Source organism: Streptomyces sp. NPDC001920 (assembly GCF_053594495.1).
The window spans coordinates 215,364-237,162 of the sequence record NZ_JBSFEP010000012.1; the positions used below are offsets into that span (position 1 = coordinate 215,364).

The 21,799-nt window shown below is 69.4% G+C and carries 17 protein-coding genes, 1 tRNA gene and 3 pseudogenes; 13 read left to right on the forward strand and 8 right to left on the reverse strand.

All coding sequences use genetic code 11. The annotated features are described in order from the left end of the window. Window positions 1-254: 254 nt before the first annotated feature. On the forward strand, window positions 255-1,073 hold the full coding sequence (locus ACWCPI_RS22050; protein ID WP_451039703.1) for an SAM-dependent methyltransferase: 819 nt from the start codon (window positions 255-257) through the stop codon (window positions 1,071-1,073). A gap of 80 nt (window positions 1,074-1,153) precedes the next feature. On the opposite strand, the gene ACWCPI_RS22055 is transcribed toward ACWCPI_RS22050, so the two are convergent. Beyond that, window positions 1,154-2,074, reverse strand: a complete 921-nt coding sequence (locus tag ACWCPI_RS22055; RefSeq protein ID WP_451039704.1) for a helix-turn-helix domain-containing protein — start codon at window positions 2,072-2,074, stop codon at window positions 1,154-1,156. Window positions 2,075-2,206: 132 nt separating this feature from the next. After that, window positions 2,207-2,437 carry a DUF397 domain-containing protein gene (locus tag ACWCPI_RS22060; protein WP_451039705.1) on the reverse strand — a complete coding sequence of 77 codons (231 nt, stop codon included), beginning with the start codon at window positions 2,435-2,437 and terminating at the stop codon, window positions 2,207-2,209. Window positions 2,438-2,635: 198 nt separating this feature from the next. Here ACWCPI_RS22060 and ACWCPI_RS22065 point away from each other — a divergent pair, with 198 nt between their 5' ends. From ACWCPI_RS22065 to ACWCPI_RS22080, 4 genes and pseudogenes are all read left to right on the forward strand, one after another. Then, window positions 2,636-3,199 carry an ATP-binding protein gene (locus tag ACWCPI_RS22065; protein ID WP_451039706.1) on the forward strand — a complete coding sequence of 188 codons (564 nt, stop codon included), beginning with the start codon at window positions 2,636-2,638 and terminating at the stop codon, window positions 3,197-3,199. 44 nt (window positions 3,200-3,243) lie between these two features. Continuing rightward, complete coding sequence (locus ACWCPI_RS22070; RefSeq protein ID WP_451039707.1) at window positions 3,244-3,570, forward strand: hypothetical protein; 327 nt, start codon at window positions 3,244-3,246, stop codon at window positions 3,568-3,570. Window positions 3,571-3,797: 227 nt separating this feature from the next. After that, window positions 3,798-3,992 (forward strand): annotated as a pseudogene (locus tag ACWCPI_RS22075) (hypothetical protein); the annotation flags it as partial. Window positions 3,993-4,127: 135 nt separating this feature from the next. After that, window positions 4,128-5,239 (forward strand): annotated as a pseudogene (locus ACWCPI_RS22080) (ABC transporter substrate-binding protein). Window positions 5,240-5,272: 33 nt separating this feature from the next. On the opposite strand, the gene ACWCPI_RS22085 reads toward ACWCPI_RS22080, so the two are convergent. The 5 genes and pseudogenes from ACWCPI_RS22085 to ACWCPI_RS22105 all read right to left on the reverse strand — a co-directional run bounded on the left by ACWCPI_RS22085 (window position 5,273) and on the right by ACWCPI_RS22105 (window position 11,375). Beyond that, the gene (locus ACWCPI_RS22085; protein WP_451039708.1) at window positions 5,273-8,323 is read right to left on the reverse strand and encodes a type I restriction endonuclease subunit R; all 3,051 of its coding nucleotides are present in this window, start codon (window positions 8,321-8,323) and stop codon (window positions 5,273-5,275) included. Between the two features lie 41 nt (window positions 8,324-8,364). Continuing rightward, window positions 8,365-8,940: a restriction endonuclease subunit S gene (locus tag ACWCPI_RS22090; protein ID WP_451039709.1), complete on the reverse strand. Its 576-nt coding sequence runs from the start codon at window positions 8,938-8,940 to the stop codon at window positions 8,365-8,367. Beyond that, window positions 8,937-10,514 carry a type I restriction-modification system subunit M gene (locus ACWCPI_RS22095; RefSeq protein ID WP_451039710.1) on the reverse strand — a complete coding sequence of 526 codons (1,578 nt, stop codon included), beginning with the start codon at window positions 10,512-10,514 and terminating at the stop codon, window positions 8,937-8,939. The genes ACWCPI_RS22090 and ACWCPI_RS22095 overlap by 4 nt, the downstream gene beginning before the upstream one ends. Before the next feature lie 247 nt (window positions 10,515-10,761). After that, a pseudogene (locus ACWCPI_RS22100) lies at window positions 10,762-10,848 on the reverse strand (DNA-binding protein); the annotation flags it as partial. 116 nt (window positions 10,849-10,964) lie between these two features. Beyond that, a complete protein-coding gene (locus tag ACWCPI_RS22105) occupies window positions 10,965-11,375 on the reverse strand; it encodes a YybH family protein (protein WP_451039711.1) in 411 nt (136 codons plus the stop codon). A 62-nt stretch (window positions 11,376-11,437) separates the two neighbouring features. Here ACWCPI_RS22105 and ACWCPI_RS22110 point away from each other — a divergent pair, with 62 nt between their 5' ends. After that, window positions 11,438-11,851: a winged helix-turn-helix transcriptional regulator gene (locus tag ACWCPI_RS22110; RefSeq protein WP_451039712.1), complete on the forward strand. Its 414-nt coding sequence runs from the start codon at window positions 11,438-11,440 to the stop codon at window positions 11,849-11,851. A gap of 168 nt (window positions 11,852-12,019) precedes the next feature. Here ACWCPI_RS22110 and ACWCPI_RS22115 read toward each other — a convergent pair. After that, a tRNA-Arg gene (locus ACWCPI_RS22115) sits at window positions 12,020-12,091 on the reverse strand. A gap of 202 nt (window positions 12,092-12,293) precedes the next feature. Between ACWCPI_RS22115 and ACWCPI_RS22120 the strand changes: the two genes are divergently transcribed. The 7 genes from ACWCPI_RS22120 to rho all read left to right on the forward strand — a co-directional run bounded on the left by ACWCPI_RS22120 (window position 12,294) and on the right by rho (window position 21,779). Then, window positions 12,294-12,761: a response regulator gene (locus ACWCPI_RS22120; RefSeq protein ID WP_451039713.1), complete on the forward strand. Its 468-nt coding sequence runs from the start codon at window positions 12,294-12,296 to the stop codon at window positions 12,759-12,761. 274 nt (window positions 12,762-13,035) lie between these two features. Continuing rightward, window positions 13,036-14,154, forward strand: a complete 1,119-nt coding sequence (gene nrtL, locus ACWCPI_RS22125) for an ArgS-related anticodon-binding protein NrtL (RefSeq protein ID WP_451039714.1) — start codon at window positions 13,036-13,038, stop codon at window positions 14,152-14,154. Between the two features lie 20 nt (window positions 14,155-14,174). Further along, entirely contained in the window at window positions 14,175-15,566 is a 1,392-nt protein-coding gene (gene lysA / locus ACWCPI_RS22130; RefSeq protein ID WP_451039715.1) for a diaminopimelate decarboxylase, read from the forward strand. Window positions 15,567-15,726: 160 nt separating this feature from the next. Then, the gene (locus tag ACWCPI_RS22135) at window positions 15,727-17,025 is read left to right on the forward strand and encodes a homoserine dehydrogenase (protein WP_451039799.1); all 1,299 of its coding nucleotides are present in this window, start codon (window positions 15,727-15,729) and stop codon (window positions 17,023-17,025) included. Between the two features lie 6 nt (window positions 17,026-17,031). Next, window positions 17,032-18,090 carry a threonine synthase gene (thrC, locus tag ACWCPI_RS22140; RefSeq protein ID WP_451039716.1) on the forward strand — a complete coding sequence of 353 codons (1,059 nt, stop codon included), beginning with the start codon at window positions 17,032-17,034 and terminating at the stop codon, window positions 18,088-18,090. A 339-nt stretch (window positions 18,091-18,429) separates the two neighbouring features. Next, a complete protein-coding gene (gene thrB, locus ACWCPI_RS22145; RefSeq protein WP_451039717.1) occupies window positions 18,430-19,347 on the forward strand; it encodes a homoserine kinase in 918 nt (305 codons plus the stop codon). Window positions 19,348-19,754: 407 nt separating this feature from the next. Next, a complete protein-coding gene (gene rho / locus ACWCPI_RS22150) occupies window positions 19,755-21,779 on the forward strand; it encodes a transcription termination factor Rho (protein WP_451039718.1) in 2,025 nt (674 codons plus the stop codon). Window positions 21,780-21,799: the final 20 nt, after the last annotated feature.

Genomic DNA, 21,799 nt, shown 5'->3' on the forward strand with positions numbered 1-21,799 from the left:
AAACCCTCACGGATCCGCGCGGCGGCTGTGAGGACCCCGCTCCGACATGCCCTGAACTGCGGTGTTTCGAGGGAACCTGCGCCTGTGCGGCGACCCGGCGGCGCCGGGCGGCTGGGTCTCGGTGGCCGAAATTCCCACCACGGGTGGCTGTTCCGTGGGGGTTGACCGATGGACTGGCCCGACCAACTCCCGTCTCCCTAGGATGTGTTGTCGTACGAGGTGATCTCCTCGGCCGGCCTGCCCCTGGGGGAGCGATGGAGCCTGGAAAGCAGCTGTCCACATCGATCGACGCCACGGTTCCGACCGCCGCGCGCATGTACGACTACTACCTCGGCGGCAAGGACAACTACGCCTCCGACCGGGCCGCCTGCGAGGAGCTGGACAAGGTCGTCCCCAGCACCCGCGCCCTCGCGCTGAACAACCGGCGCTTCCTGCAGCGGGTGGTCAGGACGCTGGCCGAGGAGTACGGCATCCGGCAGTTCCTCGACCACGGCTCCGGCCTGCCCACGCAGAACAACGTCCACCAGGTCGCCCAGGCCGTCGACCCCTCCGCGCGCGTGGTGTACGTCGACAACGACCCCATGGTCCTGGTCCACGGCCGCGCGCTGCTGGAGCAGAACGAGAACACCGCCGTCATCCACGCCGACATGCGGGCGACCGACGCCATCTTCTCCCACGCCGAGACCCGGCGCCTGATCGACTTCTCGCAGCCGGTGGCCGTGCTGTTCAACTCGGTGTTCCACTGCATCCCCGACAGCGAGAGCGACGGGCCGCTCGCCGTGTCGCGCCGGGTGATCGAGCACCTCGCGCCCGGCAGCTTCGCGGTGATGTGCCAGCTGGTCAGCGAGGACGCCGAGGTCCGCGACTTCGTCACGAACTTCATGGACCAGGCGACCCAGGGGCACTGGGGCCGGGTGCGCCAGGAGAAGGACGTCGCCCAGTGGTTCGAGGGACTGGAGATCCTTGAGCCGGGCCTGGTCGAGGTGTCCACCTGGCGCCCGGACACCGAGGTCGCGCCCCGCCAGCTCACGCAGGAGTGGATCGAGTTCGGCGGGGTCGGCCGCCTTCCCTGAGCGGCCGGGCCCGCCGTCCGGCGCGGGGCCGGCCGCGGCAGGACGATCCGGACCGCCGGAGCAGAAGGGCGGCGCGGTACCTAGGGAGCGCCGGAGTACCGGGCCTTGGTCGCGCGCAGGCGCTCCAGCGACTCGCGCGGGTTGAGGGCCTCGTCGCCCAGCCGGTCCAGGGCGATCCGGTACTCCTCCGTCTCGTCCTGGTCCTCCAGGAAGGCGGCGCTCCTGATGTGCTCCAGATAGACGATGTCGGGCAGATCCACCCCGCCGAAGCGCAGATAGGTGACCGGTATGGCGGGCGCGGAGGCGTTGGTCACGTCCAACGGGACGATCTGCAGGGTCACATGAGGCAGCCGCGCCATCGCCTCCAGGTGCTCCAGCTGCTCGCGCATCACCTCACGGCTGCCCAGCACCCGCAGCAGCACCGACTCGTCGACGATCGCCCACAGCAGCGGCGCGTCCGGGCGGTTCAGCAGCTCCCGCCGGCGCATCCGCAGCTCCACCCGCCGCTGCACCTCACGGGCTGACGCGGACGGCAGCCCGCGCTCCACCACCGCGCGGGTGTACGCCTCGGTCTGCAACAGGCCCGGAACATACTGGAGTTCGAAGGTGCGGATGGCCGTCGCCGCCTCCTGCAGTCCGACCAGACGGTCGAACCACTCGGGCATCAGCCGCTTGTCATAGCGCTGCCACCAGCCCGGCTCCCCGGCCCGCCGCAGCAACTGCAGCAGCAGCGACGCCTCGTACTCGTCCGCCTTGTACAGCTCCAGCAGCGCGCGGACGTCGGCCTCGGTCGGCGGCCGACGGCCCTTGCCCGCCTCGATGCGCGAGAGCTTGGCCGGGCTGAACCCGACGGCGCGCGCCGCTTGGTCCTGGGAGAGGCCGACGTCCTCACGAACGCCCGCCAGCTGAACGCCGACCAGCATCTTCAGCAGGGTCGGCGCGGGCTCGGAGCGAGTGAGATACGGCTCGAGGCGCGAGATGCGAGGTGACTCCGCGGACATCCTGACTCCCCGTAGACCGGCATACGACAGACCGCATTATCGCATCCCGCCGCCCCGTGTCGCCGGAACCGCCGGAAATGGTGTTATCAACTTCCGTTTCCGGCCCGGTTTCTGACGTGACGTCGGCTTGCTTCACGCGAGGTGGTCGAACTCCCCGTCCTTGGCGCCCGCGAGGAAGGCGGCGATCTCGGCGGGCGTGTAGACGAGGGCCGGCCCGTCGGGATCACGGGAGTTGCGCATCGCGACGCTGCCGTCGCCCAGGGCGGCGACCTCGACGCAGTTGCCCTCGGCATTGCTGTGCCGACTCTTGATCCAGCGGACGCCCAACGAGCTTGCCCGCACGCCGTTCGGTGCTGTTGGCACTGCACTCTCCTTGCTCACGTTCCGCCACGTGCGCGCCCCGCCGCCCCGGTGGGCCCGGACCGCCTCACGTGCTCTGCGACGGCACCGCTCGCGCAATTTCCCGTGAAATTGCACGGAGGCGCCGTCGGCGTGGATAATAGTCCGTGGCGTCAACTGCTGTGCAGTGGCCCCGTACTGACCATGTATCAGGGAGACGTTGTGTCCTTACCTGCGTACGAAGGGCTCCGACTGCCCGGCAGTGCTGTGTCACAGACGGGCGCGTGCGGGGCGCCGGACGCTCCGCCCGGCGCCCCGGGCCGACGCCACCTCACCCGTGCGCAACCGCCGGGCACCTCCCCCCGCTCGGCAGCCCTGCGCCTCACCGGCCTCGAACGGGACTGCTGCCAGGCCCGCGACTTCGTCCGTCGCACCCTCGGTGACTGGGCGCTGGACCACTGCGGCGACGACGCCCTGATGGTGGTCACCGAACTGGCCGCCAACGCAGTACTCCACGCCGTGCCGGAGTGCGCGGCGCCCGTCCCGGTCCGCGGCGAGGCGGAGATCTGGCTGCGACTGAGCCTGCGCCGCCCCGCCCACCTCGTCTGCGCCGTCACCGACCCGAGCGACCACCCGCCCGTGTACCCGCACCAGAGCGACCCCCTCGACGAGCACGGCCGCGGGCTGCGCATCATCGACGCCCTCGCCGAGCACTGGGGCTGGACCCGGCACCAGCCCATGGGCAAGACGGTCTGGGCCATGCTGCCGACCGGCCGCGAGGTCTGATACGCCGACGGCCCAGGTCGGGGCGTGCACGGGACATTTTCACGATGGGCGCCGCGGGGCCACGATTTCTCCTCAAATACGATCCTTCGGCTGTGTTGTATGTGTTGCCGGGCGGGGACTTCCTGTCCGACTCCACGAGCCTGACGGCGACGACCAGCGAAAGGATCGGCATAGTGACGCTCAGTCGTGCCGAAAACGTTCACCTGCCGATCTACGAGGATTTGGTACGCGAACGCGGAGACGTGGTGGCCGAGGCCCAGATGGCGGCCGCGAACACCGAGGGACAGGCGGCGGAGCTGCTGGGCGGCGGTGACGCCGCCGACTGGGGCGGCCGGCCGACCGGACCCCGGTCGTCCACCGACTTCGGGTGACCGGTCGGCGCCGGGCGATCGAGCCGCGCTCCGGGCCCCGGCGGGCAGCTCCGCCGCGATGAGTTCCGGCCGTGTCACGCGTCTTTTGTGGTGACCGTCGTAGGACGTCCACGACGGTGCTCTGCACATCAGACCCGCACATCAGACCCGGAGGACACCATGGCCACCACGGACGAACCGACCACCGCGCTGCCCGGCCGCCGCTGAACGTCGACATGGCCACCTGGACGCCCCACGGCCGCGGCGAGGCGTGGGAGGACAACCCCGAGGGCCGGCCCGAGGGAGGCAGTCCGAGCTGGTCGTGGCGCTCCGGCGCGGACGGCAACGCCGACCGGAGCCCGACCGGCCGCCCCGTACCGCAGTGGACCCGCCCCGGCGCGCCCCCGGTGGACACCCTCGGCCTGCGCGGCCCGCACCACTGACGCCGACGGCGACATGACCCCGCCCGCCGTTCCATCGCGGGGAATCACTCAGCGGCCCCCTCCCGGAGCGTGAGCTGCCAGGCTGGATCTTGGTCTGACGCGCAGCCGGATCACCGACACAGGGAGACGCCGCACATGAACACGCCATCACCCCGACGCGGAGCGGAAGGCTCCGGCCACCCGACCATCCGGATCGGTGCTCTCGTCCCACTGTCCCGGCCCGGCTGGGCCGACGCGGGCCGGCACCTGCTCACCGGACTCGAACTGGCCGTCGGCGAAGTCAACGCCACCGGAGGGATACACGGCACCCCACTCGACCTGATCGTCCGGGACACCGCCGCCGATCCACAGCGAGCGGCGGCGGCCATGGACGACCTGGCCCGCCTGGGCGTGGCCGCCGTGGCGGGGGAGTACCACAGCGTCGTAGCCCGCGCCGCCGCCACCAGGGCCGACGCCCTCGGCGTGCCCTTCCTGTGCTCGTCAGCGGTGCTCGACGCCCTCACCGACACTCCGACCGGATGGGTCGCCCGCCTCTGCCCGGCACAGTCTCACGGCTGGCGGCTCTACGCGGACCACCTCCTCGCCGCGGGCCACCGCCGTATCGCCGTGGCCACCGAGCCGAGCGTGTACTGGGCGTCAGGCGTCCGCATCCTTCGGGACCGCCTCTCCCCGCACGGCGGCACCGTGACCGAACTCGACGCGCGCGCCCTCGACCCGGCGGCCCTGTGCGACGAACTGGCCGGCCACCGTGCGACCGCCCTCCTTCTGCTGGTCGGCTTCCCGGAGCCGGCGGTGCCGATCGTCAGGCCGTCCGCCACGACCCACGCCTCGCCGAGGTCATGATCGGCGCTCCGGCCGGCCAACCGGAGTTCGCCGAATGGCACAGGTCGCTGGGCGCCGACGGTGCCGGGATCCCGTTTCTGCGCTACCTGCCCGAGCACCTCGGCCCACTCGGCGTCCGGGTCCGGACCGCCCTGCGCGAGCGGCTGGCCGAACCGCCCTCCTTCGTGGCCTTCGAGGGCTACGACACCATCGCCGTCCTCGCCGACACCCTGCGCTCGCACGGGCCGGACCGGGCGCGCATCGCCGCGTCGTGGTCGGGCGTCGCGGTCGAAGGGACGCGCGGGCGGATCCGGTTCTCGCGCACGCCCGGCATCAGCGTGTGGCAATGGGTCTGGCCGCCCGCCCAGGTCGTGGACAGGGACCCGGCACACCCCGACCGCTTCCGGGTCCTCGCCGCCACCTGACCACGCGGGCCCGCGCGTGGCCGGGGCGCAGGGTCAGGACAAGCCGGAGAACCGGTCGAAGAAGGCCTTGAGCTTCTGCAGTACGACGGCCTTCTTCGCACCGTGGCTGTCATTGCGGGCGAACCGCGAGACCGGGGGCAGGATCTTCGTGATCGCGGTACCGCCGGCCGGGATGCCACCGTTGCGGAACGCGTCCTCGACGAAGGCACGGGCGGGCTCGGGCCGCAGGTTCTCCTCGGCGATGATCTGCTCAAGCTCGTCGTGCTTCCTGCGGGCGATGTACGCCCGCCAGGCGTCGTCGGCGCGGCTGTCGGCGGAGATGGCGTCGACGAACTCCATGACCAGGTCCTTCTTGTTGCGCAGCGAGACGCTGGCATCCAGAGCGCGGGCGATGTTGTCACGAGCCTCAAGCTGCTTGTCGACGCCGTTGCCCTTCTGCCTCTGGTACTCGCGCACCAGCATCAGGATGTAGTCGACACCGACCTCGACCTGCTTGACCAACTCGATCTCGAAGACGACGTCCTCGCCTATGGACTCCTTGTCCCCCTCGGCGGCTCGGCGGAAGCTTTCGTACAGGTCCAGGTAGACCGACTGGTAGTCCTGCATGTCCCGCGCGGCGAGAATCTCGTCACCGGCGAACTCGTCGAAGGCGACCAGGATGTTACGCAGGCTCAGGATCGAACCGAACAGCGTGATGAAGTCCTTCTGCGCCTGCTCCCCGACGATCTCCCTGCCCAGGGGGAACCGGCCCAGCAGGTCGGCGGTCCTCCGCCGGTACTTGGCGTGGTGCTCCCCGTACGGGGCGATCTTGACGATGCCGGCCGCATCCTTGTTGCCGAACAGCGCCAGCGCGTCGTCGACCGCGTCCCCCAGATCGCGGAAGCAGACGATGTTGCCGTAGCTCTTGACCGAGTTGAGGATGCGGTTGGTGCGGGAGAACGCCTGGATGAGGCCGTGCTGCTTCAGGTTCTTGTCCACCCACAGCGTGTTGAGCGTGGTGGCGTCGAACCCGGTCAGGAACATGTTGACCACGATCACCAGGTCGACCTCACGGCTCTTGAGCCGCCCGGACAGGTCCTTGTAGTAGTTCTCGAACTTCGCCGACGAGGTGTCGTACGAGGTGCCGAACATCTCGTTGTAGGACTGGATCGCGTCCTCCAGGAACTCCCGCGAGTCCCGGTCCAGACCGTCGGCCTCGAAGTCCTCCTCGCCCAGCAGCCCGTCGGGCGCGTCCTCGTTGGGGGCGAACGAGTAGATCAGCGCGACCTTGAGACGCTCGTACCGCCTGCCCGCGGCCCGGGCAGTCTCCTCCCGCTCACGCTGCAGCTTCTCGATGGCGTTGTAGTAGCGCTTGGCCGCGTCGATGGAAGCCGTGGCGAACATCGAATTGAACCCGCGCACGCGCTTGTCCTTCAGCACGTACCCCGCGCCACGGCGGGTCTTCTGGTCGAAGTGGTCCAGGACGTACTCGGCGACCATGCGCACCCGGTCGGGATGCAGCAGCGCCGACTCGGTGTCGATCGCGGTCACCTGCTTGTCGGTGGCCTGAGGGGCGGCCTTGAGGGTGTTGACGTAGTCGATGCGGAACGGCAGGACGTTCCTGTCACCGATGGCGTCCACGATCGTGTACGTGTGCAGTCTCTCCCCGAAGGCCTGCTCGGTCGTACGACGCTTCGGATTGCCGCTGGTCCCGGCGTTGTCCGCGAAGATCGGCGTCCCGGTGAATCCGAACAGGTGGTAGTGCTTGAACGCCTTGGTGATCTGGGTGTGCATGTCGCCGAACTGAGAGCGGTGGCACTCGTCGAACACGATCACCACATGCTGGTCGTAGGCGGGATGCCGCTTGTTGCCGTTGACGAAGACCGAGAGCTTCTGGATCGTGGTGATGATGATCCGTGCGTCCGGGTCCTCCAACTGCTTCTTGAGCACGGCGGTCGAGGTGTTGGAGTTGGCCGCGCCCTTCTCGAAGCGCTCGTACTCGCGCATGGTCTGGTAGTCGAGGTCCTTGCGGTCCACGACGAACAGGACCTTGTCGACACCGTCCGTACGGCTCGCCAGCTGCGCGGTCTTGAAGCTGGTCAGGGTCTTGCCCGAACCGGTGGTGTGCCACACGTACCCGCCGGCGTCGACGGTGCCGGTGCGCCGGTGGTCGGTGGACGTTCGGATCCGCTGCAGGATCCGCTCGGTGGCCACGATCTGATAGGGCCGCATGGCCAGCAGGTTGCGCTCGACGTCGAACACGCAGTACCGGGTCAGGACGTTCAAAAGGGTGCGCTTGGCCAGGAACGTCCTGGTGAACCCCGGCAGATCCGCGATCCGCTTGTTGTCGGCATCGGCCCACCAGCTGGTGAACTCGTACGAGTTGGAGGTCTGCTTACGGCGACGCCTGCCCGCGGTCTCGTCGACGTGCCGGTCCCGCGTGGTGTTCGAGTAGTACTTCGTCAGCGTCCCGTTGCTGATGACGAACAACTGCACGTACTCGAACAAGCCCGACCCGGCCCAGAAGGAGTCCCGCTGGTACCGGCTGATCTGGTTGAACGCCTCGCGAAGGTCCACGCCACGCCGCTTGAGCTCGACGTGGACCAGGGGCAGGCCGTTGACCAGGATCGTCACGTCGTACCGGGTGGCACGACGGCCTGTGGACTCGTACTGGTCGATGACCTGCAGCCGGTTGTTGTGGATGTTCGCCTTGTCGATCAGCGTGACGTTCTCGAAGGACCCGTCCTCCCGGTCGAGGATCTGGACATGGTCCTCCTGGATGCGCGCGGTCTTCTCGACTATGCCGTCATTGACGCCGGCAATCTTCTCGGAGAAGAACGCCTTCCATTCGGTGTCGGTGAACGTGATGCCGTTCAGCGCCTCCAGCTGAACACGCACATTGGCCACGAGGTCGTCCTCGCTGCTGACGGCCAGGTACTCGTAGCCCTGCCCACATAACTGCGCGATGAATGCTTTTTCGAGCTCGGACTCACTCTGGTACCGCTCCGACGTCGCAGGACCGGGCTGGTACATGGCGATGACGGTCGACTCCTCACTGACCGCGATCGGATCGATCTGCCCCTCGGCACCGGAGCGGTTGAGCATGCTGCAGCCTTCCTTCTGTCATGTCTACCGGCCTGTTTTCGCTAAGGAATGCTCAGCAAGGCGTCGCGATAGTACGCGTACTGCTTCCGCCGGGCCTTCAGCTCGGCCTCCAACGACTCCTCCAGCTGTTCCTGGAGAGAAGTCAGAGAATCAAGAAGACTCGCGATCTCCCGCTGCACGGAAAGCGGCGGAACGGAAATCGAAACCTGCTTGATCTTCCCGACGGAGATCCCCGGCTGGGCGGACTTGGTCGCGTACTGATTGAGGTCCATGGCGGTCAGCTTGTAATAGGCCCAGTCGGTGTCCACCCCCTCGCGCGCCTTCGTCGCGACAGCGTGCTCCGTCGCGTAGAACTTCCCCGACACCCGTGTCACGTTCCCGCACAGGGCGCCTTGGCGGCCGACCAGCAGATACCGGCCGTCATGGCTGTACGTCGCCACATACCCGCGATGCCCGTTCGCCCCGTAGCACGGATAGGGCGTTTCGCTCGAAGCGACGTCAGAAATCTTCGAAGCCGGAACGTGAACCCCGGCCTTCATGTCGAAGAGATCCCCGAGGGTCTTCGTGGTGAAGTCCTCGGGGGAAGCGCCGGCGAGAAACTTCTTGAGACCGATCACTTCAGGCTTCCTTCGAGGTCGGCGACGATGGTGTCGATCTGGGCACGCAGCGCGGACTGGCGGGTGACGATCCGCTCGATCTCGGCATTCAGCACCGTGATGTCGACGACCTCCCGGGTGTCCTCCTTCTCGACGTACGACGAAACGGAGAGGGTGTAGTCCAGTCGGTCGGCGATCTCGTGGTGGTCGACCAGGCGGGAGAAGTACTCGACGTCCTGGCGGGCGACACAGGCGTCCAGGATCCTGGCCAGGTTGGCCTCGGACAGCATGTTCTTGTTGCCTCGCCGGACGAATTCGGCGGATGCGTCGATGAACAGCGTCTTGTTGTCCGTCTTGGCCTTCTTGAGCACGATGACGCACGTGCCGATCGTGGTACCGAAGAAGAGGTCCGCGGGCAGCTGGATGACCGCGTCGACGAAGTTGTTGTCGACGAGGTACTTGCGGATCTTCTTCTCCGCGCCGCCGCGGAAGAGCACGCCGGGGAACTCGACGATCGCGGCGGTGCCGTTCTCGGCCAGCCACGACAGGATGTGCATCGTGAAGGCCAGGTCCGCCTTGGACTTGGGGGCCAGCACGCCGGCCGGCCTGTACCGCTCGTCGTTGATGAGCAGCGGGTTGGAGTCGCCCTCCCACCTGGTGGAGTACGGCGGGTTGGACACGATGGCCTCGAAGGGCTCGTCGTCCATGTGCGCCGGATCGGTGAGGGTGTCGCCGTGCGCGATGGCGAACTTCTCGTAGTTGATGTCGTGCAGGAACATGTTGATCCGGCACAGGTTGTAGGTGGTCAGGTTGATCTCCTGACCGTAGAACCCCTGACGGACCTTGTCCTTGCCGAGCACCTTGGCGAACTTCAGCAGCAGCGACCCCGACCCGCAGGCCGGATCGTAGACCTTGTTGACCTCGCTCTTGCCGATCACCGTGATACGGGCCAGCAGTTCGGAGACCTCCTGCGGGGTGAAGAACTCACCACCGGACTTGCCCGCGTTGGAGGCGTACATCGTCATCAGGTACTCGTAGGCGTCACCGAAGGCGTCGATGGTGTTGTCGGCGAACGAGCCCAGGTTCAGGTCCCCGATGGCGTTCAGGAGCTTACGCAACTTCTCGTTGCGCTTGGCGACCGTCGGACCCAGCTTGGGGCTGTTGACATCCAGGTCGGCGAACAGCCCCTTGAAGTCGTCCTCGCTGTCGGTGCCCTGTGCCGACGCCTCGATGTCACTGAAGACGTCGTGCAGGGTCTTGTTGAGGTTCTCGTCCTTGGCGGCACGCGCGCGCACATTGCGGAAGAGGCCGGACGGCAGGATGTAGAACCCCTTCTCCTCGACCGTCTCGCTCCGGCCGAACTCGGCGTCGCGGTCACTCAGGTCCGCGTAGTCGAACCCCGCGTCCCCCGTGGCCTGGCGCTCCTGCTCGTTGATGTAGGCCGTCAGGTTCTCGGAGATGTACCGGTAGAACAGCATCCCGAGGACGTAGGCCTTGAAGTCCCAGCCATCGACACTGCCCCGCAGATCGTTGGCGATCCGCCAGATGGTCCGGTGCAGCTCGGCCCGCTGGTCTTCCTTGTTCTCGCGCGTCACGTGGACATTGTTCCAGGCGCCACTGACACCGGGACCGCTCCGCCGACTCCGGCCCCCTCTGCAGCGGCGCGTAACGGCCCGCGCACGGCGAGCGACGCCCCTGAGCCCGGACGATCCAACCGGTCTCGTCGCCCGCCGGCAAAGTGACCACCCTTCCGGCGGCGACCTCGCCCGGCGGACACGGGCCTCCCTCTGGGGCAGAGCCGAGGGTGGTCACCACCCAGAATCAGAGCCGACGCCTGGCTAGACCGTGAGCGGCGAGGGCGGTGGCGCCGAACCTGTGGCCGTGCGGCCCGGCGTCGGCGAGGAGGGCGGCGGCGTGGCGGTGTCCGGGGCGCACCCCCCTCGTCCAGCTGCGCGAGTACGAGTGACCGCCTGACCGTGTCTGAGGCCCCTGGCATCCACTTGGGGCCTCGTTTGCTTATTTTCAGGTGCGCTCACTCAGAACGTCTACTTCAGGGTCTCTTCCGTGAGGAATTGCTGTGCGCGGGTGCCGAAGGGATTGTCGATGACGTACCGCCAACGGCCGTCCGAGCCCCGCCGGGCGACGTCCGTGGCAGTGCCCTCGACGTACACCGCCTGTCCGTCCCGGTCGGTGCCGTCGATGACCCAGTCGACGATCAGCAGCGCCAGGTCTCCGTTGCGGTACACGTGCCGCGGACGGACCGAGATGGGAGCCCCGAGTTCCTGCAGGCGGCCGTTGGCGGCGTGCAGGTCCGTACCGGTCACCGGCGTTCCCGGCTGGGGGACCAGCACCGCCGCGTCTTCGTAGACCTGTGCCAACGCGGTAGCGTCGCCGCTGTTGAACCGCTCGGCGAACACCGCGGGCACCTCTTCGGGCCGATCGGCCAGTTCTCGCATGATCGACGGACGTCCTTCCGGCTGGGAGAATCGAAGTGCCCGACACGTTAGGAGGCGACCTCGTGACTCACCGAACGGTTGGCCACCCGGCAGGCCTCCCCGACGACCCGCGCGCGAACGTCACCGCGCCCACCCCCGAGTGCCCCGTGGAGATCACGCTGGCGGCCCTGCACGGCCGCTGGACGACGCTGGTGGTTCGCGAACTGCTGCGCGGTGACCGCTCCTACAGCGAGCTGCGCGCGGCCCTGCCCATGCTGTCGGACAAGGTGCTGTCCGACCGGTTGGCACAGCTTGGCGAGGCCGGAGTTGTCGAGCGCGACCGTCGACCGGGCTGGCCGCCGCGAGTGCGTTACGCGCTGACCGTGAGCGGGCACCGCCTTGGCCCTGTCCTCCAGGCGCTGTGGGACTGGGGGGCGGAGGCCTCAGCACGAGACAGCGGGGCTGAGGCCGGCCGTGCGACAAGCTCTCTTCGCTGATAGGCCGATCCAGCCGTCTCACCTGCGGCGCCCGCCGAGATCCCGTCCACGCCTCGTCCACAGACCCTTGTATACGGCCGCTCCGGCCAGCACATGCCTGCACATACGCGAAGACCCCGACCGCAGCGTTTCCGCTGGCGACGGGGTCTTTGGGCACCTCGGAAAGGGTGCCCCCGGCAGGATTCGAACCTGCGCACACGGCTCCGGAGGCCGTTGCTCTATCCCCTGAGCTACGGGGGCGTGTCGGGCGCCTTGCTCGGCGGCGACGGGTAGAACACTACCAGCTCCGGTGGGGTGTTCATGAACGGGTTTCCGGGGTGGCGACGGCGGTCGACCTGGGGTGGCTTGCCCGCAGTGGGTGGAAGTGGGGAAAAGCCGGACGCGGTGGCCGGTGCGGACCTACTCTCGAGTTGTGCCAGGCGCGTTCGGCCGGGTGCTTGTTGTGGACGACAACAAGGTCATCCGGCAGCTGATCAGGGTCAATCTCGAGCTGGAGGGGCTCGAGGTGGTGACCGCGGCCGATGGTGCCGAGTGTCTGGATGTCGTTCAACAGGTGCGGCCCGATGTGATCACCCTCGATGTGGTCATGCCCCGGCTGGACGGGCTCCGCACTGCAGCCCGGCTGCGCTCCGATCCCCGTACCCGGGATCTTCCCCTCGTCATCGTCAGCGCGTGCACCCAGTACGAGGTCGACAGCGGCCTCGACGTCGGTGTCGACGCCTTCCTCGCCAAGCCCTTCGAGCCCGCCGAACTCGTCAGCCTCGTACGGGGGTTGATCGGCCGGAGGCGGAGCGGGGAGCGCGAGGGAGGAGGGGGGAGAGGAGAGGGGGTGGGCGGCCGGTGCGCGGACGAGGCCGTCTGCGGAGGCGCCCTCGGTGCCGGCGAGGCTGCCGGGCGATCCGGCGGCTGACCGGCGGTCGGGGTGCCTGAGGCGGCCGGGTCGGTGGAAGGGCCCGAAGGTGGCTCCGCCTTCCGTCCCGGCACGTCGGGGACAAGCGCTCTGCCGCTCGCCCGGGTGGCCCCGAGTTGATCAAGTTGATCACAGGGCATGGTGCCGCCCACCGCCCTCCCGGCGCCCACGGCCGCGCCCGCGCCACCCCCAACCGCCACCACCCCGTCCACATCCCGGGACCCCACCCAAACCCATTAGCATGCCCACCCCCCTCCTCCCATACGCTTGTCCCGTGACCCCCGTCGAGCTCTCCCGTACCGTGCTGCGCGCGGTGCGTCGTGCTGTCGACGACGGGGAGCTGCGGGTCGAGGTGCCGGAGCGTGTCCTGGTCAGTGCTCCCGGGCCCGGCGGCTGTGGTGACTACGCCACCAACATCGCGCTTCAGCTCGCCCGCCCGGCCGGGCAGCCGCCGCGTCAGGTGGCCGAGATCCTCCAGGCACGGCTCGCCGGCAGTGACGGCGTACGTGACGTCGTCGTCACCGGGCCCGGGTTCCTCAACATCAGCCTGAGCGACACCGCGCCCACCGCCCTCGTCGCGGAGATCCTGCGCCGCGGCCCGCGTTACGGGTTCGTCGACGAGCCCACCGGGCAGCTCGTCCAGCTGCACTGCTCGCACGAGGTCCGCGCCGTCGTCGTCATGGAAGCCGTCGGCCGGCTGCTGAGGTCGCAGGGCGCTCACGTCCGCACCAGTTGCGAGGCCCGGCCCCGGGCGGAGTGGGAGACCGTGCTCGGCGTACACGTCGACGCCTACGGGCGGCCCGGCGCCCCCGCCCCTCTCGACGTGGGCGTACGGCCCGTTCCGGCCCCGGCCGATCCCCTTCCCCTCGGCCGCGACGCCGCCCGCTGGGCCCTGCTGCACCCCGCCGCCCACGACCGGCCCCGCCTCACCGACGACCACCTCGTCCAGCGGGAGAGCAACCCGCTGTTCCGCGTCCGTTACGCCCACGCCCGTACCCGAGCCCTCCTGCGCAACGCCGCCGACCTGGGGTTCGCCTCCGAACCCGGTCCGACGGCGGGGGAATCCGCCGGAGACCGCCGACATCAGCCCCACCTGGCGCAGGAGACCCACCGGGTCCATCAAGTCCCGCAGCTCCCGCACCTCCTCACCTCCCTCACCGACCACCCCCGAGTCCTGGCCCAAGCGGCAACGCACCGCACCCCGGACCGACTCGCCCGGCATCTCGTCACCGTCGCCGATGCCGTCATGCCCCTGCTGCCCGCCGTCCTCCCGCAAGGTGCGCAGAAACCCTCGGCCGCCCACCGTGCCCGGCTCGCCCTCGCCGAAGCCGCCGGGACGGTGCTGGCCGGTGGCCTGTCCCTGCTCGGCATCGACGCACCCGATCACCTCTGAGAGAGCCGAAGAGAAGAGCAATGAGCCGTTCCGCACACCCCGCCGGGCCCCGTCACGCCGACGTCCTCCCCGAGGGCCACTACTCCGCCCCGCCCGCCGACCTCAACGCCCTCGACCCGAAGGTGTGGGCCCAGACCGTCGGCCGTAACGACGAGGGGGTCGTCACCGTCGGCGGTATCGACGTGAAGACCCTGGCCGAGCGGCACGGCACCCCGGCCTACTTCCTCGACGAAGCCGACTTCCGGGCGCGGGCGCGGGCGTGGCGCGGTGCCTTCGGGGCCGAGGCCGACGTCTTCTACGCCGGCAAGGCGTTCCTCTCCCGTGCCGTCGTGCGGTGGCTGCACGAGGAGGGGCTCAACCTGGACGTGTGCTCGGGCGGCGAGCTCGCCACCGCCCTGTCGGCCGGCATGCCCGCCGACCGCATCGCCTTCCACGGCAACAACAAGTCCACGGACGAGATCCACCGTGCCATCGACGCGGGCGTCGGGCGTATCGTCCTCGACTCCTTCCAGGAGATCGTGCGGGTCGCCCACATCGCCGAGTCCCTCGGCAAGCGGCAGCGCGTCCAGATCCGGATCACCGTCGGGGTCGAGGCGCACACGCACGAGTTCATCGCCACCGCCCACGAGGACCAGAAGTTCGGCATCCCGCTCGCCGGGGGGCAGGCGGCGGAGGCGGTGCGGCGGGCGCTTCGGCTCGACGGGCTGGAGCTCATCGGGATCCACTCGCACATCGGGTCGCAGATCTTCGACATGTCGGGCTTCGAGGTCGCCGCGCACCGTGTCGTCGGGCTGCTCAAGGACATCCGTGACGAGCACGGCGTCGAGCTTCCCGAGATCGACCTCGGCGGAGGGCTCGGGATCGCCTACACCAGCGACGACGATCCGCGCGAGCCGCACGAGATCGCCAAGGCGCTCACCGAGATCGTCACCCGTGAGTGCGAGGCCGCCAAGCTGCGCACCCCGCGGATCTCCGTGGAGCCGGGACGTGCCATCGTCGGGCCCACCGCCTTCACGCTCTACGAGGTCGGCACCGTCAAGCCCCTCGACGGGCTGCGGACGTACGTCTCCGTCGACGGCGGCATGTCGGACAACATCCGCACGGCGTTGTACGACGCCGAGTACAGCGTCGCCCTGGTGTCCCGGACGAGTGACGCCGCGCCCATGCTCGCCCGCGTGGTCGGCAAGCACTGCGAGAGCGGGGACATCGTCGTGAAGGACGCGTTCCTGCCCGCCGACCTGGCACCGGGTGACCTCATCGCCGTACCGGCGACGGGCGCCTACTGCCGGTCCATGGCGAGCAACTACAACCATGTGCTCCGGCCGCCGGTCGTCGCCGTGCACGACGGCGAGTCCCGGGTGATCGTCCGGCGTGAGACGGAGGAGGACCTCCTGCGTCTCGACGTCGGCTGAAGCGCCGGAACCCCCGGGAAGAGCGGGGTGGAAGATCTCCTGTCTTGCACCCCCGTACAAATGAAATAGATGTCTCACAATCCGGACGAAGGACAGAAACTCCCGTCCGGTGAGTGAGACTGGTGCAACCGTAGACGGTATGAGGAAACGAGGTCGGATGATGCGTACGCGTCCGCTGAAGGTGGCGCTGCTGGGCTGTGGAGTGGTCGGCTCAGAGGTGGCGCGCATCATGACGACGCACGCCGACGACCTCGCCGCGCGGATCGGAGCGCCCGTCGAGCTCGCGGGAGTGGCCGTACGGCGGCCCTCGAAGGTCCGTGAGGGCATCGACCCGGATCTCGTCACCACCGACGCCACCGCGCTCGTCAAACGCGGCGACATCGACGTCGTGGTCGAGGTCATCGGGGGCATCGAGCCCGCCCGCGCCCTCATCACCACCGCCTTCGAGCACGGCGCCTCGGTCGTCTCCGCCAACAAGGCGCTCCTCGCCCAGGACGGCGCCGCCCTGCACGCCGCGGCCGAGCAGCACGGCCGCGACCTCTACTACGAGGCCGCCGTCGCCGGTGCCATCCCGCTGATCCGCCCGCTGCGCGAGTCCCTCGCCGGCGACAAGGTCAACCGGGTGCTGGGGATCGTCAACGGGACGACCAACTTCATCCTCGACAAGATGGACTCGACCGGGGCCGGGTACCAGGAGGCCCTCGACGAGGCCACCGCCCTGGGATACGCGGAAGCCGACCCGACCGCCGACGTCGAGGGGTTCGACGCCGCCGCCAAGGCCGCCATCCTCGCCGGCATCGCCTTCCACACGCGCGTGCGCCTCGACGACGTCTACCGCGAGGGCATGACCGAGGTGACCGCGGCCGACTTCGCCTCCGCGAAGGAGATGGGCTGCACCATCAAGCTGCTCGCCATCTGCGAGCGGGCCGGGGACGGGGCGTCCGTCACCGCGCGCGTGCATCCCGCGATGATCCCGCTGACCCACCCGCTGGCCTCGGTGCGCGGCGCGTACAACGCCGTGTTCGTGGAGTCCGACGCCTCCGGGCAGCTCATGTTCTACGGCCCCGGCGCGGGCGGCGCCCCGACCGCCTCGGCCGTGCTCGGCGACCTCGTCGCCGTCTGCCGCAACCGGCTCAGCGGGGCCACCGGGCCCGGCGAGTCGGCGTACGCCGCTCTGCCCGTCTCGGGCATGGGTGAGGTCGTCACGCGGTACCACATCAGCCTCGACGTGGCCGACAAACCGGGCGTTCTCGCCCAGGTGGCGACCGTGTTCGCCGAGCACGGGGTGTCCATCGATACGGTGCGGCAGCAAGGACGACAAGACGGCGTCGGCGAGGCCTCCCTCGTCGTCGTCACCCACCGTGCGTCCGACGCGGCCCTCGGCGGCACCGTCGAGGCGTTGCGCAAGCTCGACACCGTGCGGGGTGTCGCCAGCATCATGCGGGTTGAAGGAGAGTAACCAGCAATGACCCACCAGTGGCGCGGAATCATCGAGGAGTACCGGGACCGGCTGCCCGTCTCCGACACCACGCCGGTCGTGACGCTCCGCGAGGGCGGCACGCCCCTCGTGCCCGCGCAGGTGCTCTCCGAGCGCACGGGCTGCGAGGTCCACCTCAAGGTGGAGGGTGCGAACCCGACCGGGTCCTTCAAGGACCGCGGTATGACCATGGCGATCACGCGGGCCAAGGAGGAGGGGGCCAAGGCCGTCATCTGCGCCTCCACCGGCAACACGTCGGCGTCGGCCGCCGCGTACGCCGTCCGCGCGGGCATGGTGTCGGCCGTTCTCGTCCCGCAGGGCAAGATCGCGCTCGGCAAGATGGGCCAGGCGCTCGTGCACGGCGCGAAGATCCTGCAGGTCGACGGAAACTTCGACGACTGCCTCACGCTCGCGCGCGCCCTCAGTGAGAACTACCCGGTGGCGCTGGTCAATTCGGTCAACCCGGTGCGTATCGAGGGGCAGAAGACGGCCGCCTTCGAGATCGTGGACATGCTCGGCGACGCGCCTGACATCCACGTCCTTCCGGTGGGCAACGCGGGCAACATCACCGCGTACTGGAAGGGGTACAAGGAGTACGCCGCCGACGGTGCCGCCACGCGCACGCCGCGCATGTGGGGTTTCCAGGCCTCCGGCTCCGCGCCCATCGTGCGCGGTGAGGTCGTCAAGGACCCGTCGACCATCGCCACCGCGATTCGCATCGGCAACCCCGCGTCCTGGCAGTTCGCCCTGGCCGCGCGGGACGAGTCCGGCGGGTTCATCGACGAGGTGACGGACCGTGAAATCCTGCGCGCCTACCGGCTGTTGGCCGCGCAGGAGGGCGTCTTCGTCGAGCCCGCCTCCGCCGCGTCCGTCGCCGGTCTGCTGAAGGCCGCGGAGCAGGGCAAGGTCGACCCGGGCCAGCGCATCGTCTGCACCGTCACCGGCAACGGCCTCAAGGACCCCGACTGGGCCGTCGCCGGCGCCCCGCAGCCCGTCACCGTCCCGGTCGACGCGGCGACGGCGGCCGAGCGGCTCGGGCTGGTGTAAGCGGCACACGCCCGGTCGCAGAAGACTCGCGTACGCGAGTAAGAGGGCGCTTACCTGGGGAACTTCCTTACGGGGGGTGCACAGGGGGCTTACGACACGCATCGTGCGCCTCCTGTGCGCCCTATGTCGCCACAGAACCCACCTTCGATAGGCTGTACCGAACCCGCCCGCCGCATATGCCTCCGCATGGGGCGCGGTGCCGCGCCGTCTCCGCGGCCCGGAAGCGGCAGGGGCACGCCGCCGGCCTCGCGGTCGGACGCGGCCCCAGGGTCCGTCGTAGGTCATCGAATGTCTTCGACAATCACGCCAATCACGCAGCTCAAGGAGAGTCATCGAGCGATGGCCGGTCCAGCGTTCCGCGCCGCCGCCGTCCGGGTGCGCGTCCCCGCCACCAGCGCCAACCTCGGCCCGGGCTTCGACGCCCTCGGCCTGTCGCTGGGGCTCTACGACGACGTCGTCGTCCGGGTGGCCGACTCCGGGCTGCACATCGACATCGCGGGTGAGGGCAGCGAGACGCTGCCGCGCGACGAGAAGCACCTTCTCGTACGGTCCCTGCGCACCGCCTTCGACCTGCTGGGCGGCCAGCCGCGCGGCCTGGAGATCGTCTGCGCCAACCGCATCCCGCACGGCCGCGGCCTCGGCTCCTCCTCGGCTGCCATCTGCGCCGGCATCGTCGCCGCGCGTGCCGTGACCATAGGCGGCGAGGCCAAGCTCGACGACACTGCGCTGCTGGAACTCGCCACCGAGATCGAGGGCCACCCCGACAACGTCGCCGCCTGTCTGCTCGGCGGCTTCACCCTGTCCTGGATGGAGGGCGGTGCCGCCCGGGCCATCAGGATGGATCCAGCCGATTCCATCGTTCCGGTGGTTTTCGTGCCCGGGAAGCCGGTCCTGACCGAGACCGCCCGCGGGCTGCTCCCGCGCACCGTGCCGCACGTCGACGCCGCCACCAACGCGGGCCGTGCCGCCCTGCTCGTCGAGGCCCTGACCAGGCGCCCCGAGCTGCTGCTGCCCGCCACCGAGGACCGCCTCCACCAGGAGTACCGCGCGCCCGCCATGCCGGAGAGCGCGGCGCTGGTGGAGCGGCTGCGGGCGGACGGGATCCCGGCGGTCATCTCCGGCGCGGGTCCCACCGTGCTGGCGCTGGCCGACCACGAGAGCGCCGACAAGGTCGCCCATCTGGCAGGCGACGGCTGGGCCGCGAACCGGCTCGAGCTGGACGCCCGGGGAGCGAGCGTGCTGCCGCTTGCGCCCTGACACACGGTTGCCGGATTTCGAGAGGGGGAATGTTTGTTGGATCCGGTAGTGTTAACCTCAAGTCTGCACCCGACCCCACCATGGCGAGGTGCTTCGTGTCCCCGTCCGGGACAGACATTCTTCCGGGAGCCTCCCAAGCCGCACTGTGTTCCGTACGTCGTACGCGGGCAGTACCTCGTACGCGGGCACTGAGCGACTTGCCGGGCACGCTCCGGAACCGGCGCGACCGAGCCGAGTGACACAGACAGTCCGTGCCACGGCCCTGGGAAGCGCCATCACCAGATATTCCTCCGCCGTTTTGGCGGACCACCGCCCCGGCACGGTCCACACACCAGGGACCGAAGTCGGACAGCACAACCGGTCGCCGAGCCAGACAGGCCGACGTCCGCTCCAGGGAAGGACCCTTCGTGAGCGACACCACCGATCTGATGGGCGCACGTGTCGAGGAGACCGCTGCCGCGCCCGCCACGGACGCCTCCGCGCCTGCCACCGGTGCCGGCTCCCGGCGGCGCCGCGGTACCGGCCTTGAGGGCATGGTGCTGGCCGAGCTGCAGCAGGTCGCATCCGGCCTCGGTATCAGGGGCACCGCGCGCATGCGCAAGAGCCAGCTGATCGAGGTCATCAAGGAGGCGCAGGCAGGAGGTGGCGCCGCCCCGGCCGCGAAGGCCGACACCGCCACCGAGACCAAGCCCAAGCGCCGCGCCACCTCCAAGGCCCGTACCGGCGAGAGCGCCGAGAAGAAGGCGGACAAGGCGGCTGAGGCCCCCGCCGAGAAGGCCGTGGCCCAGCAGCAGATCGAGATTCCCGGCCAGCCGGCCGGGGGCCCCTCCCGCGCGAGCGACATCGAGCGTGGGGGAGACGACGCTCCGGTGGAGCGCCGCCGGCGCCGCGCCACCGCCGAGGCGGGCGCCCCCGAGACGGTCGCCGCCGAGGCCAAGAGCGAGCCGAAGGCCGAGACGCCCGCGCAGTCGCAGAACCAGCAGGGTGACGCCAAGGGCGAGGCCGGTGACGGCGGCGAGGGCCGCCGTCGCGACCGCCGTGAGCGCGGCCGGGACCGTGACCGCGGCGACCGTGACCGCGGCGACCGTCGCAAGGGCGACGACCAGGGCGGCCAGCGCGGCCAGCAGAACCAGCAGCAGGGCGGCGGCCGTCAGGACCGTGACCGCCAGCAGCGGGCCGACGAGGACGGGGACGACTTCGAGGGCGGCCGTCGCGGCCGTCGCGGGCGCTACCGCGACCGCCGGGGCCGTCGTGGCCGCGACGAGGTGCAGGAGCCGCAGATCGCCGAGGACGACGTCCTGATCCCGGTCGCGGGCATCCTGGACATCCTCGACAACTACGCCTTCATCCGTACGTCGGGCTACCTGCCGGGCCCGAACGACGTGTACGTCTCCCTCGCCCAGGTCCGCAAGAACGGCCTGCGCAAGGGTGACCACATCACCGGTGCGGTCCGTCAGCCCAAGGAAGGCGAGCGGCGCGAGAAGTTCAACGCGCTGGTGCGTCTCGACTCCGTCAACGGCATGGCGCCCGAACACGGCCGCGGCCGCCCGGAGTTCAACAAGCTCACCCCGCTGTACCCGCAGGACCGGCTCCGCCTGGAGACCGACCCGGGCGTGCTGACCACCCGCATCATCGACCTCGTGTCGCCGATCGGTAAGGGCCAGCGCGGTCTGATCGTGGCCCCGCCGAAGACCGGTAAGACCATGATCATGCAGGCGATCGCCAACGCGATCACGCACAACAACCCCGAGTGCCACCTGATGGTCGTCCTCGTCGACGAGCGTCCGGAAGAGGTCACCGACATGCAGCGGTCGGTCAAGGGCGAGGTCATCTCCTCGACCTTCGACCGCCCAGCCGAGGACCACACCACGGTCGCCGAGCTCGCCATCGAGCGCGCCAAGCGCCTGGTGGAGCTGGGTCACGACGTCGTCGTGCTGCTCGACTCGATCACGCGTCTGGGCCGTGCGTACAACCTCGCCGCCCCGGCTTCCGGCCGCATCCTCTCCGGTGGTGTCGACTCGACCGCGCTGTACCCGCCGAAGCGCTTCTTCGGTGCCGCGCGCAACATCGAGGACGGTGGCTCGCTCACCATCCTGGCGACGGCTCTCGTCGACACCGGGTCCCGCATGGACGAGGTGATCTTCGAGGAGTTCAAGGGCACCGGCAACATGGAGCTCAAGCTCGACCGGAAGCTCGCCGACAAGCGCATCTTCCCGGCGGTGGACGTGGACGCGTCCGGTACCCGTAAGGAAGAGATCCTGCTCGGCAACGAGGAGCTGGCCGTCGTCTGGAAGCTGCGCCGGGTGCTGCACGCGCTCGACCAGCAGCAGGCGATCGAGCTGCTGCTCGACAAGATGAAGCAGACGAAGTCGAACGTCGAGTTCCTGATGCAGATTCAGAAGACGACCCCGGCGCCCGGCAACGGCGACTGAGCCGGACGCTCAAGAAGGCC